Here is a 16,600-nt window from a genome sequence, read left to right as displayed (position 1 = left end):
AAAGATACCGATTCGAAAAAGGGAGTACAGATGGCAACAGAAACAAACTCCGTGGGACGCGCGCAGCACTCGGAGCCGAACTTCACCTTGTACGGGCGCATCGCCGCAGGCGGAGCTGGAAAGGTCAGTTGGCCCGATCCACCCGACCTCCATTTCTCGCTGGTCATCACTGATGCGTACAGCGGCATCACCGTGATCGACGGACAGCCGACCATGCTCGAGGCAGGCTTAAGGAATCTCGGCTTGATCAAGACCAATAGCTATATCAATGCACTGCCGTCAAATGTGGTCGTGCGAATACCACTGCAGCCTCCAGAGGGCATGAGTCGGCAGGAGTTTGCACGGAGGCTGATCGAGCGCTCTCGAAATTTTTCAAGCTACGTCGCGCCATACTCGCTTCCCAGAAATATCAGGGGATCGCAGATGCGTCCGGGCGAGTACAACAGCAGCTCGTATCTCGCGGGGCTCCTGAAGAGCGTCATGGGCCACGTGCCCCTGCTCTCGATTCCTCGATATCAGGTTCCAGGCTGGGAAACGCCGATGCCAGGGCACTTTTTCAAGGGTGAGGCAATTCGATGAAAGTTGGCGGGCGTCTGCTGTTGAGCGTACTGGCATGGTTTCTTGCGATGCCGGCATTGTTCGTGGCGGCCGGAGCATTGGACCGGCGCAGGTTTCCATCGATCACCGAGAACATCGCTCCAATCACTGCGGTGATCCTCTTTGCGTCGGCGGTCTGGATCTACTGGCGCTTTGTTCCGAGCACACCCCTGATCTGGCGGCGACTCGGCTATCTGGCCGCTTTTCTGGCGACGATGTGCCTGCTAGGAATAGCCGCGATGTGGATTACCTTCTGGGTCATGATGGCAATCCACGGTGCTTAGCGCACAGGGCAACCGGGCGAGCCGACTGCCCGATTGACCGACTCTTTGCCGCTACCTCACGCGGGGCCCGGCTTGCGTCCTTGCAGCGCCTCGCGCACCGCGCCGGCTGCGAGGCTGATGGCGTCGATGCGCACCGTCATCGCGTCGTTGAGCACACCGAGCAAGGCGCTCAGTTCGGTGCGGCTGGGAGTGAGCACCTCGCTGTCGTTCAGGGCGCTGGTGTCGACGAGCTTCCTGAGCGCGGCGTAGGCGCGCATCACGTCGTTGAGGTTTTCGGCGTCGTCGCAGGCTTGCAGGGCGAGGTCGTCGAGGTTGGGGGATGCGGGGCAAGCGCGGGGTTGCGCAGGTGCGGGAGCAGCTTGAGCCATGAGAGGCCTCCAAGAATTTCGGTTTGCTACAACCGCCGCACCCGCTTCCAAACGAGGGCGGCAGCTCGAACGGGTTGGAAGACCGGGAAACTCTTGCAAGAAACCGGCAGGGCTCACGCCCTCCCTTTCGAGCCGCCAAAAATTGACGCGCGAACGAAAAAGCCGCAGACCATGTGCGGTGCCTGCGGCTTTCGTCGCAGAGTTTCTACAGGCTTCCAAACCTGATCGCGCTTCTGCGCGACAGCGGGAGTATACCTAGAGCATCGTCATTAGCCTCCCCCGCAGCCCGAGGCGTCGCCCACAAAACTACGATGGAAAGCCTGTCCCATGCGGCTTTCCATCGTGACATTAGGTAACACTCCCATTAGGATCACGGACGATATCGCCACTTACCTGAGCGATGAGGCCCGGAGACAAACATTCTTGACAACCAGCAACACTCCCAACAGCAGTCCATCGACAGCGGCTCAATCAGTGGCGCATCTGCCTATGACCGCGCAGCTGCCACAGGCCAATGGCAATGGTCAGGCCGGCGCTCCCATCATTGTTGGAAATGCGCTTCGGTATCACGTGGAAATCAGCAAATTCACAGACTGTCCTCCGCCATCCTCGGGCCACCAAGAAGTTGGATATAGGTTCTGCTTCGAGAGCAAATCTGATCGACGCAATTTTCTTCCAACGTCAATTTTGGATTTATCTAGAACAGATGGCAGCGCACCTGCCCCTTGCTGCTCAGGATACGCTTTATCGATGTTTATTAGCCTAGAAACACTTCTCGAAAAACGAACAAAACTTGCAAAGCGAATTAAGAAGTTCAAAGAAAAAAAGGGAGGTCACTATGCAAAGCTCGCCCTCACCAAAAACTGCGGAAGATGTGCTTCTCTAAACGATGATGGCCACTTCGATTTCTTTGAATACGCAACCTTCAACGCGATTAACGCTATCATAGAGCACACAGAGATTGCGCCATGATAAAGCTCACCGGAGACAAAATATCTTCATCAAAATTTGATCGACATTCATATATTTGCGATCTAATTAATTTTGAAGGTCCTTTCTTGTCTTTATACAAAGATGAGCACAGTGATTGGCTTTACCTCTGGAGCGATACGGATGGAAAAAATACAGATCGCTGGTTGATATTTCAAATAACGCGCGGAAACCTACTAGCCTATCTTAAAAAACATCTTTCTCTACGCGAATTACTAATTGACGCAACACCAATTTACTCGCTAGACAAGAGAGTAGTCATCGAGCAGAACCAAACAAAGCCTACTACATATCGCCAAATCATCCAGGTCTCCGCTGGTCAATTGGAAGAGTATTGGCCAGATGAGGATTCATTTTTCGATGAATCTTTGACCCCCGACATAGCCACGGCTCGGGAAATTGCCCCAGCAGTCTTTGAAATTCCCATTGGCGGAAACTGGTTCTTACAAGACATCACCGGATTTTCCAAAAGCTATACACGGATATATTCATTCCTCTATTGCACACAACCTCGCTTCGTCACAAACTTAGCTGAAAAAGTAAAGCGCTATCTCAAATCCCCTTGGAAGGGAGGCTACAGTCGCGTCAATTTCTTTGATGCCCTTCATCGCCAAATTCCCTCAATTCATGACATGCGAGTTGCGGGCTATCGCTACAACTCTCCAGGTGAAATCAAAATTGAGGCACTAGATTCCGTTGGAGAGGACGTGAACAATCTTGTTTTACGCTATATCTCGCAATCAAACAATGTTGAGCATTCAGTAAAACTTATCGACAACGCTCTTGGTGCTGCAAGAGTTCGAAAAGAGGATCTATCTCGCATGAGTGATTCAGGTCTTTTCATTGCCGAAAATCACCTTAATACAATCAAAAATCAAATTGAAGAGATTTCCATCTTGATGAATCTATCAAAGGAAATCAATCTAGTAAAACAAGCCTCGCCAAATTCTGTAGTAACAGCAAAAGTCGTTCTTGCGCTACTCAAACAATTAAAAAGAATTTCCGATTACCAAACCAAGGGTATGCTCGATTTAGCAAGAGAACCGAGTCGGTGAATTTCAAAAATTAGTCGACTTACCAAAAACTGTTGACTGCAATACAACTATCTTCTGCCCTGAGACCCGTTTATCCGCAAAGATAGCCGCGAGACACTCCTCCCATCCAAGAAGGAGTGCCCTCATGCCCATCGCCCTACTGGCGCTAACCCTCAGCGCCTTCGCCATCGGAACGACAGAGTTCGTCATCGTTGGCCTCATCCCCACAGTCGCAGCCGACCTCCACATCGGCCTCCCCTCCGCCGGCCTGCTGGTCAGCCTCTATGCATTGGGCGTCGCCATCGGCGCGCCGGTGCTCACCGCGCTCACGGGCAAGCTGCCGCGCAAGGCGCTGCTGCTCAGCCTGATGGCGCTGTTCACGGTCGGCAATCTGCTGGCGTGGCAGGCGCCGAGCTATGAGTCGCTGATTGCCGCCCGCGTGCTCACGGGGCTGGCGCACGGGGTGTTCTTCTCCATCGGCTCGACGATCGCCACCGGCCTGGTGCCGAAGGAAAAGGCGGCGAGCGCCATCGCGATCATGTTCACGGGCCTCACGGTCGCGCTGGTCACGGGCGTGCCGCTGGGCACGTTCATCGGGCAGCACTTCGGCTGGCGCGAGACTTTCCTGGCCGTGTCGGCGCTGGGCGTTGTCGCGTTCATCGGCAGTTGGGTCTTCGTGCCCTCCAACATCCGCCACACGCCGCCGGCCTCGCTGGCGCAGCAGGCCAAGGTGCTGGCCGAGCCGCGCCTGTTGCTGGTGTATGCGAAGACGGCCATCGGCTATGGCGGCTCGTTCATTCCGTTCACGTTCCTGGCGCCGATCCTCACGGAGGTGTCTGGCTTCAGCGCGGGCGCGGTGGGCTGGGTGATGCTGGTGTACGGCGTGTCGGTGGCGGTGGGCAACATCTGGGGCGGCAAGCTGGCCGACCGCAGGGGCCCGATTCCAGCGCTGAAGATCATCTTCGCGCTGCTGGCCGCAGTGCTGCTGCTCTTCAACTTCGCGGCGCCGCACAAGTGGCTGGCGCTGCTGGCGGTGCTGATGTGGGGCGCGGTGGCGTTCGGCAACGTGCCGGGGCTGCAGGTGTATGTGGTGAAGCAGGCCGAGCGCTTCACGCCGCAGGCGGTGGACGTGGCCTCGGGCCTGAACATCGCGGCCTTCAACCTGGGCATTGCCGGCGCGGCCTGGGCCGGTGGGCTGATCGTGACGCACCTGGGGCTGATGCACACGCCGTGGATTGGCGCACTCGTCGTGCTGGTGTCGCTGGCCCTCACGCAATGGAGCGGCTCGCTCGATCGGCGTGCCGGCATTCCGGTTCGCGCTTCGGGGCCGGTGCCGGTCGGTCACTGAATTTCTGCTTTTCTTTTCTTTCCTCTTCTTCTCTTTTCAACGCACAAGGAAAACATCATGAGCAACAACAACAGCAGCAACCCCATTCCCGCCTTCGGCCTCGGCACCTTCCGCCTGAAAGGCCAGGTGGTCATCGACTCGGTGAAGAACGGCCTCGACGTGGGCTACCGCACCATCGACACGGCGCAGATCTACGGCAATGAAGCCGAGGTGGGCCAGGCCATTGCAGAAAGCGGCATGGCGCGCGAAAGCCTCTTCATCACCACCAAGATCTGGACCGACAACTACGCCAGGAGCAAGCTGGTGCCCAGCCTGAAGGACAGCCTCGCGAAGCTGCGCACAACCCAAGTGGACCTGACGCTGATCCACTGGCCCTCGCCCGGCAACGCGGTGCCGGTGGCCGAGTTCATGGGCGCGCTGGCCGAGGCCAAGGCGCAGGGGCTCACGAAGCACATCGGCGTGTCGAACTTCAACATCGCGCTAATGAAGGAAGCCATCGCGGCCGTGGGCGCGGAGAACATCGCCACCAACCAGATCGAGCTGCACCCCTACCTGCAGAACCGCAAGGTGGCGGAGTTCGCGAAGAGCCAGGGCATCCACATCACGTCTTACATGACGCTGGCCTACGGCAAGGTGCTGAACGACCCGGTGATCGAGGCGATTGCCAAGGCGCACGGCGCGACCACGGCGCAGGTGGTGCTGGCCTGGGCGATGCAGCTGGGCTACGCGGTGATTCCGTCGTCCACCAAGCGCGCGAACCTCGAAGGCAATCTGCGTGCGCAGCAGCTGAAGCTGACGGACGCGGAGATGGCGCAGATCGCGGCGCTCGAGCGTGGCGAGCGGCTAACCGACCCGGCCGGCCTGTCGCCGGCATGGGACTGACACTAGGAGCAGCCCAAGCGGCTCACCGGCAAACCGATTCTTCCGGCGTCTCGACCGCGTGCACGACGAAGAACCGGTTCATGCCGTCCATGGTGTCGAAGAAGCCGCGCCTGGAGCGGCGCACGGGCGTTCCGTCGAGCAGCCTGTAGCTGACCGCACCCTTGATGACGGGGTAGCACTTGGAGACGCTCACGCGGTGCAGGCACTCGGTGCTTTCGATGACTGTGTAAGAGCGTTCGCGCGCATCCACCACATCGAAGCGGCCGGTCTCCTGCAGGACTGACTCATAGGTAGCCATGATGCTGTTTATGGGCGCCGCGCCGGCGCGGGATGCCGCTGAACACGCAAAGCCGGGGTAGGACATTTCCTCTACCTGCGCCGACCGGCAGGCGGGCACGCGGCTTCAGCGGCCGTTGAAGCGTTCGGTTTCCAGCACGAGGGCGCTGGCTTCCTCGGCGGCGCGCGCCGCGAGGGAATCGGTTTTCAGCTCGGCCGCGACTTCTTCGGGCGCCGCCTTCAGCTCGGCAATGTCGCGCTCGCCGACGCAGTAGGTGTCGAGCCGCACGTAGATGCGCTTGAAGTCGCCGCCGAGTGCCCGTGCCACGTCGAGCAGGCAATCGGCCAGTGTCGAGAAGCCGCTGTTGCTGTATGAGCTGGGCGGTATCACGCCCTTGGAGCGCGGCGCTCGAACCGAGTAGGCGTAGGAAGCGCCGTCCTTGCGGAGTTCCACCACGGGCTGGAGCCGGCGCTGAGCTTCCTTCTTTCCTTGCATGGCCGCAGTGTAGTGCGATGCGTGGGGCCGCTCCAGGAGACAGGAGGTACGCATCGGCCGGGGCCTGCCGAGCACCTTCGCGCTATTTGGCCTTGCGCGTGGCGGCCCATTCCGAAAGAATTTTCACCGCCTCGGCGTCCTGCTTCTGCTCGGCGGGCAGCCGGCGCTGCTGCAGCGGTGCACCGGCCTCGGCGCGCAGCGCATCCACGTCGATGGGGTGGCGGGCTTCCACCGTCACGCCAGCGAAAGCATCGCCGGACTGCGCGAGCGACGCCGCGTAGTACAGCTTGGCGATGCCCGCGATGTGCATGGCCGCCGCGCACATGGCGCAGGGCTCGCACGAGGTGTAGAGCTCGCAGCCCGAGAGGTCGACGGTGCCCAGCCTGCGGCAGGCATCGCGGATGGCTTCGACTTCGCCGTGCGAGGTCGGGTCCCAGTGCGCGACGGAGTGGTTGAGGCCTTCGCCGACGATGGCGCCGTCTTTCACGACGACGGCGCCGAAGGGCTCGGTGCCGGGTTCGGTCAATGCCAGTGCCGACAGGGCCAGTGCCCGTTGCATGAATTCGTGTTGGTACATGGTGGTGTTCAGGGCTTTCCTGTTCTGGCGCTGTCGAGCGCGGGGAATGAAGGGGCATCGCCATGTTGCCGCGGCGCGCGCGCGCCGAACAGCCCGGCCGTGGCCGCCGCATAGCGATGGGGGTCGAAGCGCAGCATCAGCGGCAGCAGCGCGACGACCACGGCGGCCAGGTAGGCCCATGCCATCGTGAAGCCGCCGGTGTGCTCGCGCACCCAGCCGGTAACGAAGGGCGCGAGCGCCGCGATCATGAAGCCGACGCCTTGCATGAAGGCGGCGAGCGCGCCGGCCTGCGCGGGGTCTGGCAGGTGGTCGAGCGCGAGCACCATGCACAGCGAGAAAGCGCCGCCCAGGCCGAAGCCCAGCACCACCGCGATGGCGACTGCCGGCACGGGCAGCGCGAACAGCAGCGCGCAGAAGCCGGCAAGCTGCGCGGCCAGCGTGAGCATCAGCCAGGGCCGCAGGTCGCGCCCGCGGCTGCGTGCCAGCGCGGGCATGGCGAGCGCGGCGAGCACCTGCGCGGCGGTCATCAGCGCGAGCACCGATCCGCCCTGCTGCGCGCTCCAGCCCTGCTGTGCATAGAAGTGCGGCAGCCACGCGACAAGGCTGGTGTAGCCGCCGTTGATGAGGCCGAAGCACACGGCCAGCAGCCATGCGCGCCGGCTGCCGAAGCAGCGCAGCCATGAAAGATCCTGTCGCGGCGCGGCCGCCACCGGGCTCGCCGGCCGCATGGCCAGCCACGACAGCAGCGCGGCAGCCGCCAGCACGGCCCACATCGCAAGGCCCGCATGCCAGCCGGCCGCGTGCGCGACCCATGGGCTGGCCATTGCGCCGAGCCCGCCGCCGCCCATGATGGCGGCGGAGTAGAGCCCCGTCATCACGCCGATGCGCGCCGGGTAGCTCTGCTTGACCACGCCCGGCATCAGCGCCTGCACCAGCCCCACGCCGGCGCCCGCGAGCGCGGCGCTCCACAGCAGCGCGGCCGCGCCGCCCGCCACGTAGCGGCTCGCACAGGCCAGCGCGATGGCGGCCAGCCCGAGCGCGATGCCGCCCCGCGCGCCGATGCGCTGGCCCACTGCCGCGCCAAAGAGCGACATCGCCCCCATCGCGAACATCGGCAGCACGGTGAGCAACGCCACCGCATGAAAGCCGATGCCCGTGGCCAGGCGGATGGGCTCCAGCAGCGGGCTGCTGGAAGTGAGAAAGGCGCGCAGGTTCAGCGCGACCAGCACGATCACGAACGCGAAGGCAGCGCCTCCGTCACGGCCGCGTGCCTGCTGCGTCACAAGGCGGCCACGTCGGCCTGCAGCACGCCGTTGCGCGCCACGATGCGGCCGCCCGAAACCACGAGCTTGCGCACCGGCCGCGACACCACGGCATGCGCGGGCGTCTGCGCATCGACCAGCACCAGGTCGGCGCGGTTGCCCGGCACGAGGCCATAGGCCTCGAAGCCGCAGCCGCGCGCGCCGGCGTGCGTGACGGTGTCCAGCGCCACTTCGATCTCGTCGTCGCGGCGCAGGTTGTAGCGCAGGCCGATGATCATGGCGCGCTCCAGCATGTCGGGGTTGCCGTAGGGCGACCAGGTGTCGCGTATGCCGTCGTTGCCGCCGACCACCGTCACGCCGGCCTGCCTGCAGGCCATGAGCGGCGGCACGGTGCGCGAAGGCGGCGCGCTGGTGACCAGCACCACGCCCAGCTTCGCCATGCGCGCGAGCAGCGCGTCGCGCTCGCGTTCGGTCACCCCCGCACCTACATCACCGAGGCAGAAACCGTGGCTGATGGCCACCTTGCCCTGCATGCCCAGCGCCTCGGTGCGCTGCAGGATCAGGTCGAGCGAAAAGGCGCCCATCGCGCCCGGCTCGTGCAGGTGGATGTCGACGGGGCGCTGGTGCTTGTGCGCTATGCCGAACAGCACGTCGAGCGACTTCACCGGATCGCCGTCGATGGCGCAGGGGTCGAGCCCGCCCAGCACGTCGGCGCCCAGCGCCAGCGACTGGTCGAGCAACTCCGCCGTGCCCGGCCGGCCCAGCAGGCCCGACTGCGGAAAGGCGACGACCTGGATCTGCTGCACCTCGCGCAGCGCATCGCGCGTGCGCAGGGTGCCTTCGAGGTGGCGCAGGCCGGCCTGCGTGTCGACATCGACATGCGTGCGCAGCCGCGTGGTGCCGAGCGCGAGAAAGGCCTTGGCCAGCACCATCGACTGCGCGGCTGCGTCGTGCCCGCTCGCGTGGCGGAAGGCGCGCTCGTTCTCGATCTTGTCGGTGAGGTTGGTGCCGACCTCGTTGCGGTACCAGTCCATGCCCCACATGGTCTTGTCGAGGTGGGTGTGGCCTTCGACGAGGCCGGGCAGCAGCAAGGCGCCGCCGCCCTCTTCAACGGGAGTGTCGGCGGGCGCCGCCAGCGCGGTGCCGAGCGCCGCGACGCGCCCTTCCTGCACCAGCACGTCGACCGGGGAAGCGCCCATGGGGCGCACGTTGCGAATCAGCAGCGAAGACATGGGGGTCCGTTCCTTGAAAATCGTCAGGCGGGCTGCGGCGCGGCGCCACGCGGCACGATGCGCGGCGTGAACAGCGCCACCAGCACGAACACGAGCGCATTCGTCGCCAGCGCCACGAGGCCTGTGTTGAGCGACTTGAAGACGACCGGCGCCGCGGGGAACAGCGTACCCAGGTTGGAGCCCGTGGTCATCATGAAGCCCAGCACCGCGCCGCCCGCCAGGATGCCCGCGAAGGCCGCGTGCTTGTTGCCGAAGGGCTTCTTCATGAGGCTGAACAGCAGCGAGGGCAGCAGCTGCGTGAGCAGGCTCGACGCGAAGATGGCAATCGCCACGATGGTGGTGCCGCCGCGCAGCACGAAGTACACCGCCACCAGCGCGAACACCGGCAGCACGCCGCGCGCCACGCGCGACACCTGCTTGTCGGTGGCATGGGGCGCGAAGCCTTCCTTGTAGACGTTCTTGCCGATCACGGTGGAAGCCGTGAGCAGAATCATCGAGCCCGGCACCAGCGCGGTGAGCACGCCCGTGCCGCCGATCACGCCGACGAACCACGGGTCGAAGGTGTGCTTCACCAGGCCGAACAGCGCCAGGTCGACCTCCGAGCCCTTGAGCCCCGGCACCTGCAGGATGGCCGCGAAGCCGACCAGGAACAGGAAGGCGATGACCACCTGGTACAGCGGCATCAGGATGGTGTTGCGCCGCACAGCGCTCGCGCTCTTGGCCGCGTACACCGAGGTGAGGTTGAACGGGTACAGGTAGTAGCCCAGCGCCGTCAGCAGGATGGTCGAGTTGTACCAGGTGAGGTTCAGGCCCTCTTTAGGGAATTCGAAGAAGCCGGGGTTGGCCGCGTGGATGGCGGTGAACATGGGCGTGACGCCGCCGTAGTAGTGCCACGGCAGGTAGATGCCGAGGAACACCGCGAGCGCGAGGATCAGCACGTCCTTCACGATGGCGATGCTGGCCGAGCCGTGGATGCCAGAGAACAGGATGTAGCTCACCATGACCAGCGTGCCGATCCAGATCGCCACCTGCGGCGCGATGGAGCCGTACGAGGCTTCCGACACGATGATGCCCAGGCCGCGCAGCTGGATGGTCAGCAGCGCCACCATGCCCATGAGCGCGACGATGGACACCAGCACGCCGAGCGGACGGCTGTCGTACTTGTGCGCGAAGAAGTCGGAGAACGACACCAGCTTGTGCGTGGTCGCGTAGCGCCACACAGCGGGCAGCATCCAGAAGGCCATGAGGTAGGCCAGCCCGCCGTAGGCCAGGATGTAGAAGGCCGGCGTGCCCTTGCTGTAAGACCAGCCGCTCGCGCCCAGGAAGGTGAAGGTCGAGAAAGACTCGCCCGCCATCAGCAGGAACACCATGATCGCGCCCAGCCCGCGCCCGCCGAGCGCCCATTGCTCCAGGCTCATGGTGCGCCCGCGCCGCGCGAGCACCGCCAGGCCCAGCGCGCCGACCACGAAGAGCGCGATGACGGCCAGCGCGGCGTTCACTTCGAACCTCCGGGAGCCGTGGCGGGCGCGTCGATGTCGCCTTCGGCGCGGTCGATGACCACCATGATCAGCGAGGTCAGCACCAGCCAGCTGACGTTCCACACCATCAAGAAGGGCATGCCGAGCACGAAGGTGGGCGCGACGGACGACAACCATCCCCCGCTGAAGAAGGCGGCGACCGGCAGTGCGGCAAGCCATTTGGCGGATTTCATGGAGAGCCTCGTTTCTGTCTCTGGTTGGGATTTTCTTGGATTTTGGTTAACCATACAATTTATTTTGGTTAACCATTCAGCACGGATGGGCGCGAATGGTACGGAGCGCACCCCCGCGAGTCAATCCGGGGGCTTTCCCTGAGGCGGCATTGCGCAAGCAATAATCCGGCTGCCTATGCCCTCCGCCGCACGCAAGACCCCAGCGACCGCCCCCTCCCCCGAACTCACGGAAGCCGACGACGACGCGAACGTGGACGAGCGCGTCTACGCCGCCGTGTCGAAGGCGCTGCTCAGCGGCAAGCTGCGCCCCGGCACGCCATTGCGCGAACGCGCGCTGGCCGAGGCCCTGGGCTGCACGCGCGGCGCGGTGCGCAAGGTGCTGGCGCGGCTGGGCTCCGAAAAGCGGCTGGTGCTGGAGCACAACCGCGGCGCCTTCGTGCCCAACCCCTCGATCGACGACATGCGCGGCATCTACCGCGCGCGCCGCATCGTGGAGGCGGGGCTGATCACCACGCTGTTCGGCAACCTCGCGCGCGAGCAGGTGGCCGCGCTGCGCAAGCACGTGCAGGCGGAGCAGAAGGCGTTCAAGGAAGGCCGCCGCGAAGACTCGATACGGCTGGCCGGCGACTTCCACCTGCTGCTGGCGCAGATGGCGGGCAGCGAGGAGCTGCTCTCATACATCCAGCGGCTGATTTCGAACACCGAGCTGTACAAGGCGCTCTACGACTCCGCCGAGGCCGCGAGCTGCGCGCCCCGCGAGCATGAGCAGATCATCGAGGCGCTGGCCACCGGCAAGTCGCTCGACAAGGCATTGGCCGTGGCGATGGAGCATCTCGACGAGCTGGAGCAGCGCGTGATCGCCGGCGCGGCGGCCGAGCAGGAAGTCGACCTGGCGACGCTGCTGAACGGCGGCGGCAACAACAGCGGCAACAGCAAGCCGCACGACCACCCGCACTGAGAGAGACATCCACGCTTCGCCCGCGGGCGAAGTGCCGGTGCGCCGCCGCCGGGATGATCGGCGCACCATGCAAGAAGCATCGACGCCCTCTTCCGCCGGCCAGCCCGCAATCAACCCCGCCTTCGAATGGGCGCTGCTCGCGGTGCTCGCCACCTGCTGGGGCGCCTCGTACACCTTCATCAAGATCGGCGTGGCGACGATCCCGCCGGTCACGCTGATCGCGGCGCGCACGCTGATTGCCGGCGCGCTGCTCCTGGCTGTGCTGCGCATGCGCGGCGTGAGGCTGCCGAAGGAACCTGCAATGTGGGGCCGCTTCGCGGTGCAGGCCTGCCTGAACAGCGTGCTGCCGTTCACGCTGATCGCCTGGGCCGAGCGCAGCGTGGACGCGGGCCTGGCGACCATCCTCAATTCGACCTCGCCGATCTTCATCTTCCTGCTCGGGCTGGGCATGGGCAGCGCCGGCAGGCCCACGCTGCAGCGCTTCTTCGGCGTGGGCGCGGGGCTGGCGGGCATCTGCCTGATCGTCGGCCTGGAGGCGCTGAACGGGCTCGGGCATTCGCTGCTCGCGCAACTCGCGCTGGTGGCGGCGGCCGTGTGCTACGGCTGCGCCGCGATGTTCGGCCGCGTGTTCAAGGGGCTGGACCCGATGGTGCCCGCCGCCGGCTCGATGCTGAGCGGCACCGCGATGCTGCTGCCCGCGAGCCTTTTCATCGACCGGCCCTGGACGCTCGCGCCTTCGGCCGCTTCGGTGGGGGCGGTGCTCGCGCTGGCGGTGCTGTCGACGGCGCTGGCCTTCACGATCTACTTCCGCCTCATCAGGACGCTGGGGCCGATGTCGACTTCCGCGCAGGCCTACCTGCGCGTGCCCATCGGCGTGGCGATAGGCGTGCTCTTTCTCGGCGAAACGCTCGCGCCCACGGCATGGATCGGCCTGGGTTGCGTGGTGGCCGGCGTGGTCGCGATGACGATGCCGGAGGCAAAACTTTTGCGCCGCGGCCTTCATTTTTTACGCGGCCTTTAGATGCCGGCTTCTACGCTGCCGGCTCCTTCATAAGTTGGCTTTTTTGACAATGAAACATCTGATCCGCATCGCCCTGCCGGTGCTCGTTCTTCCCACCCTGGCCGCCCTTCCGATGCTCGCGAACGCGCAGCTCTCGGGCAACGTGGCATTCACCACCGACTACAAGTTCCGCGGGCAAGACCAGGACATGCTGGGCAAGAACGACTACGCCAAGACCAAGGCCTTCAAGCCCGCCATACAGGGCGGCTTCGACTACGCCTTCGGCGACAGCGGCTTCTATGTGGGCAACTGGAACTCGAGCGTCAACTGGCTCAAGGGCAACAGCATCGAAAGCGACATCTACGGCGGCTACAAGTTCAAGGCCGGCGTGTTCGACATGGACGTGGGCGCGCTCACGTACATCTATCCGGGCAACTCGTCGGGCAATACGACAGAGGTTTACGGCAGCGCCGGCTACACCGACGAGACCATCGGTTCGTTCACACTGAAGTATTCGCACACGGTGTCGAAGGACTACTTCGGCTACGCCGGCAACAAGGCCGGCTCGGGCCTGAAGGGCACCAACACCGGTTACCTGAACCTGGCCTACAGCAAGGAAGTCTTCCCCAAGGTCACGCTGAAGGCTGCGGTGGGCTACACCAACATGTCCAGCGACATCCGCCGCCTGGGCTACAAGAGCTATGTGGACTACAACGTGGGCGCGAGCTACGACTTCGGCAACGGCCTGTCGCTGGCCGGTTCGGTGCAAGGCGCCAACAGGCAGAGCTCTTATCTCTCCGTGAGCAATCCCGGTGTCGACTTGGGCTTCGGTGCGTTCGGCAAGCAGACCTATTCGCCGAACAAGGCACGCTTTATCGTTACTCTGACCAAGACTTTGTAAGCAGCGTTGCTCGGGGAGCTGATCGATCGGCTGCAACCCGGCAGCGTGCCCTGTGCACGTACCAAAGAAGGCAGCGGCCACCACCAGCAACAGTGCGCCGCGTGACAAGAGAGAATGGGCCATCTTGCGCGCGACACACGCGCGCGGCGCCTGCTCCCGATAATCCCTCCATGGTCCGCTCCTCCCAACAAATCCACCCCGCACGCGAGCCCGCGCCCGTTCGCGCGGCAGCCACCGTGCTGCTGCTGCGCGACACCGCCGCCGGCATCGAAGTGCTGATGACGCGCCGCTCGGCCACCGCCAGCTTCGCGCCCGGCGCCTATGTGTTCCCCGGCGGCCACATCGACGCGGCCGACGAAGCCGCCAAGCGAATCGCCACCCGCCGCCCGACGCAGAGCCGGGTGCAGCGCACGCAAGCCATCGCGGCAATCCGCGAGGCCTTCGAAGAGCTTGGCATCCTGCTCGCGCACCATGCCGACGGCCGCCCCGTGAGCGCCGCCGACATAGCAGCGATGGACCGCGCCGACACGGCCGGCACCGCCTTCGCCGACCAGTGCGCCGCGCGCGGCCTGGTGCTCGATTCCGACCGCGTGTTCACCTTCGCGCACTGGATCACCGACCGCGACCTGCCCAAGCGCTTCGACGTGCCCTTCCTGGTGGCGCGCATGCCCGAAGGCCAGACGCCCACGGCCGACGAGAGCGAGCAGTTCGAGCCCTGCTGGGTGCGCCCCGCCGATGCGCTCGCGCGCCACGAGGCCGGCAGCTTCTTCATGATCTTCCCGACCGTGCGCACGCTGCAGCGCCTGGCTGCCTACGCCAGCGTCGACGCGGTGCTCGCGGCCTGCGCGCCGCTCGGCGCCGGCGAAGCCCCGCTGTGGACCAGCTGCCCGCGCGCCGGCCTGCTCAAGGGCGAGGACGCGCGCTATATGGAGCACGAATCGCCCTTCGGCGAACTCGCGCTGGTGTGCCCCGACGGCCAGATCGCGCATGCGCTCGACTGGCAGAGCGAGCACCCGGTTGCGCTGCTGAAGAACGTGATGCGCCTCACGGCGCCCAACCCGAGCGCCATGACCGGCCCCGGCACCAACAGCTACATCGTGGGCGACGCGGCCACCGGCTACATCGTCGTCGACCCGGGCCCGAACGACTTCGACCACATCGGCCGCCTGTGGCGCGCCACGCATGGCGACATCCGCATGATCGTCTGCACGCATTCGCATGCCGACCATTCGCCGGGCGCCGCGCCGCTGCAGGCGCTGTGCAAGGACAAGAGGCCGCCGATCCTCGGCCTGGCCTCGCAGCCGACCGCGCGCGCCACGGCGCGCTTCACGCCCGAGCGCGAGCTGGCCGACGGCGAGCGCCTCGTGCTCTCGGGCACCACGCCAGAAGGCACCGCCATCAGCCACACGCTGCGCGTGATCCACACGCCCGGCCACGCGGCCAACCACCTGTGCCTGCTGCTCGAGGAAGACGGCCTGCTGCTGTCCGGCGACCACATCCTGAACGGCAGCACCACGGTGGTCGATCCGCCCGACGGCGACATGACGGCCTACCTCGATTCGCTCGACAAGCTCGATGCGGCCTGCGAGGCCGGCGGCGTGGAATTCATCCTGCCCGCGCACGGCTACGTGATCGGCTTCGCGCGCACCGCCATCGCGATGCTGAAGGCGCACCGCCTCAAGCGCGAGGCCAAGATCGCCGCCGCCATGCGCAAGCTGCCCGACGGCACGCCCGAGCAATGGCTGCCCATCGCCTATGACGACGTGCCCGAACGCATGTGGCCGGTGGCGGCACGCTCGCTGGCCGCGCATGTGGCGCGCATCCGGCAACTGGCCGAGGCCCGATGAATACAAGACACTCCGAAAAAGACGACGGCGAAGGCATCCGCCTGGCCAAGCGCGTGGCGGCAATGGCCGGCGTGTCGCGCCGCGAAGCCGAGCTGCTGATAGAGAACGGCGCCGTGCGCGTCGACGGCGTGCAGCAGATGCTGCCGCAGTCGCGCGTGCTGCCGCAGCAGCAGGTCGAGATCGCGGCCGGTGCCAAGCCGGAGCCCATCCTTCCCGTCACGCTGCTGCTCTACAAGCCCGCGGGCATGCCGACCGACAGGGCGCACAGCCTGCTGGTGGCCGCCAACCACCACGAGCCCGAGCGCGCCGGGCAGCGCTTCCTGCCGGCGCATGCGAAGGGGCAGCAATGCATGACGCCGCTGGAGACCGGTGCCAGCGGGTTGGTCGCGTACACGCAGGAGTTCCGCATCGAACGCAAGCTGCATGAAGACGCCGGCATCCTCGAGCACGAGGTGATGGTCGACGTGGCCGGCCCGGTGAGCCCCGAGGTGCTGGCGCGGCTGGAGCGCTCGCCCGCACGCGTGAGCATCGGCCGCCAGAGCGACGAACAGACCGGCCTGCGCTTCGCGCTCAAGGGTGCGCGGCCGGGGCAGATTGCCCACATCTGCGACAACGTGGGCCTGCGGATTCTGGCGATGCGGCGAATCCGCATCGGACGCGTGCCGCTGGCGGGGCTGCAGCCCGGCCAGTGGCGCTACCTTGCCCCCCACGAACGCTTCTGAACGGCGACGACGACAAAAACCACAACCACGAGACACACACGATCGACCGAAAGAGGACGACCCCCGACGATGCACCGCATGTTCGCGGCCTGCAATTTTCAGCCTGCGGCCTAAC

The 16,600-nt window shown here is 64.9% G+C and carries 19 protein-coding genes; 11 read left to right on the top strand and 8 right to left on the bottom strand.

The window, feature by feature from the left end; all coding sequences use genetic code 11:
* Positions 1-30: 30 nt before the first annotated feature.
* The gene (locus L3V85_RS07095; protein WP_237678672.1) at positions 31-579 is read left to right on the top strand and encodes a hypothetical protein; all 549 of its coding nucleotides are present in this window, start codon (positions 31-33) and stop codon (positions 577-579) included.
* Complete coding sequence (locus L3V85_RS07090) at positions 576-881, top strand: hypothetical protein (RefSeq protein WP_237678671.1); 306 nt, start codon at positions 576-578, stop codon at positions 879-881. The genes L3V85_RS07095 and L3V85_RS07090 overlap by 4 nt, the downstream gene beginning before the upstream one ends.
* Positions 882-937: 56 nt before the next feature.
* Here the strand turns inward: L3V85_RS07090 and L3V85_RS07085 are convergent, their stop codons facing one another.
* A complete protein-coding gene (locus tag L3V85_RS07085) occupies positions 938-1,249 on the bottom strand; it encodes a hypothetical protein (protein ID WP_237678670.1) in 312 nt (103 codons plus the stop codon).
* A 423-nt stretch (positions 1,250-1,672) separates the two neighbouring features.
* On the opposite strand from L3V85_RS07085, the gene L3V85_RS07080 reads away from it, so the two are divergent.
* From L3V85_RS07080 to dkgB, 4 genes are all read left to right on the top strand, one after another.
* On the top strand, positions 1,673-2,221 hold the full coding sequence (locus L3V85_RS07080) for a hypothetical protein (protein ID WP_237678669.1): 549 nt from the start codon (positions 1,673-1,675) through the stop codon (positions 2,219-2,221).
* Positions 2,218-3,294: a hypothetical protein gene (locus tag L3V85_RS07075; RefSeq protein WP_237678668.1), complete on the top strand. Its 1,077-nt coding sequence runs from the start codon at positions 2,218-2,220 to the stop codon at positions 3,292-3,294. The genes L3V85_RS07080 and L3V85_RS07075 overlap by 4 nt, the downstream gene beginning before the upstream one ends.
* Positions 3,295-3,418: 124 nt before the next feature.
* Positions 3,419-4,621, top strand: coding sequence for an MFS transporter (locus tag L3V85_RS07070; protein ID WP_237678667.1), 1,203 nt, complete (start codon positions 3,419-3,421; stop codon positions 4,619-4,621).
* Between the two features lie 57 nt (positions 4,622-4,678).
* Positions 4,679-5,503 carry a 2,5-didehydrogluconate reductase DkgB gene (gene dkgB, locus L3V85_RS07065; RefSeq protein ID WP_237678666.1) on the top strand — a complete coding sequence of 275 codons (825 nt, stop codon included), beginning with the start codon at positions 4,679-4,681 and terminating at the stop codon, positions 5,501-5,503.
* Between the two features lie 22 nt (positions 5,504-5,525).
* Here the strand turns inward: dkgB and L3V85_RS07060 are convergent, their stop codons facing one another.
* The 7 genes from L3V85_RS07060 to L3V85_RS07030 all read right to left on the bottom strand — a co-directional run bounded on the left by L3V85_RS07060 (position 5,526) and on the right by L3V85_RS07030 (position 11,057).
* Complete coding sequence (locus L3V85_RS07060) at positions 5,526-5,867, bottom strand: hypothetical protein (RefSeq protein WP_237678665.1); 342 nt, start codon at positions 5,865-5,867, stop codon at positions 5,526-5,528.
* A gap of 39 nt (positions 5,868-5,906) precedes the next feature.
* Positions 5,907-6,275 (bottom strand): hypothetical protein, encoded by a 369-nt coding sequence (locus L3V85_RS07055; RefSeq protein ID WP_237678664.1) that lies wholly within the window; start codon positions 6,273-6,275, stop codon positions 5,907-5,909.
* Between the two features lie 82 nt (positions 6,276-6,357).
* The gene (locus L3V85_RS07050) at positions 6,358-6,852 is read right to left on the bottom strand and encodes a nucleoside deaminase (protein ID WP_237678663.1); all 495 of its coding nucleotides are present in this window, start codon (positions 6,850-6,852) and stop codon (positions 6,358-6,360) included.
* An 8-nt stretch (positions 6,853-6,860) separates the two neighbouring features.
* Positions 6,861-8,135 (bottom strand): cyanate transporter, encoded by a 1,275-nt coding sequence (locus tag L3V85_RS07045; protein WP_237678662.1) that lies wholly within the window; start codon positions 8,133-8,135, stop codon positions 6,861-6,863.
* Positions 8,132-9,346, bottom strand: a complete 1,215-nt coding sequence (locus L3V85_RS07040) for an amidohydrolase family protein (protein WP_237678661.1) — start codon at positions 9,344-9,346, stop codon at positions 8,132-8,134. The genes L3V85_RS07045 and L3V85_RS07040 overlap by 4 nt, the downstream gene beginning before the upstream one ends.
* A gap of 23 nt (positions 9,347-9,369) precedes the next feature.
* Positions 9,370-10,845 (bottom strand): sodium:solute symporter family protein, encoded by a 1,476-nt coding sequence (locus tag L3V85_RS07035; RefSeq protein ID WP_237678660.1) that lies wholly within the window; start codon positions 10,843-10,845, stop codon positions 9,370-9,372.
* The gene (locus L3V85_RS07030) at positions 10,842-11,057 is read right to left on the bottom strand and encodes a DUF3311 domain-containing protein (protein WP_237678659.1); all 216 of its coding nucleotides are present in this window, start codon (positions 11,055-11,057) and stop codon (positions 10,842-10,844) included. Before L3V85_RS07030 ends, L3V85_RS07035 begins: the two co-directional genes overlap by 4 nt.
* A gap of 175 nt (positions 11,058-11,232) precedes the next feature.
* Between L3V85_RS07030 and L3V85_RS07025 the strand changes: the two genes are divergently transcribed.
* From L3V85_RS07025 to L3V85_RS07005, 5 genes are all read left to right on the top strand, one after another.
* Positions 11,233-12,015, top strand: coding sequence for a GntR family transcriptional regulator (locus L3V85_RS07025; RefSeq protein ID WP_237678658.1), 783 nt, complete (start codon positions 11,233-11,235; stop codon positions 12,013-12,015).
* A 67-nt stretch (positions 12,016-12,082) separates the two neighbouring features.
* On the top strand, positions 12,083-13,036 hold the full coding sequence (locus L3V85_RS07020) for a DMT family transporter (RefSeq protein ID WP_237678657.1): 954 nt from the start codon (positions 12,083-12,085) through the stop codon (positions 13,034-13,036).
* A gap of 49 nt (positions 13,037-13,085) precedes the next feature.
* Positions 13,086-13,916, top strand: a complete 831-nt coding sequence (locus L3V85_RS07015) for a TorF family putative porin (RefSeq protein ID WP_237678656.1) — start codon at positions 13,086-13,088, stop codon at positions 13,914-13,916.
* Positions 13,917-14,086: 170 nt separating this feature from the next.
* Positions 14,087-15,763 (top strand): MBL fold metallo-hydrolase, encoded by a 1,677-nt coding sequence (locus tag L3V85_RS07010; protein ID WP_237678655.1) that lies wholly within the window; start codon positions 14,087-14,089, stop codon positions 15,761-15,763.
* On the top strand, positions 15,760-16,485 hold the full coding sequence (locus L3V85_RS07005) for an RNA pseudouridine synthase (protein ID WP_237678654.1): 726 nt from the start codon (positions 15,760-15,762) through the stop codon (positions 16,483-16,485). The genes L3V85_RS07010 and L3V85_RS07005 overlap by 4 nt, the downstream gene beginning before the upstream one ends.
* The last annotated feature ends 115 nt before the right edge of the window (positions 16,486-16,600 follow it).

It is taken from the genome of Variovorax paradoxus (assembly GCF_022009635.1).
Lineage (GTDB): Bacteria > Pseudomonadota > Gammaproteobacteria > Burkholderiales > Burkholderiaceae_C > Variovorax.
This window is presented reverse-complemented; position numbering and strand designations above follow the sequence as displayed.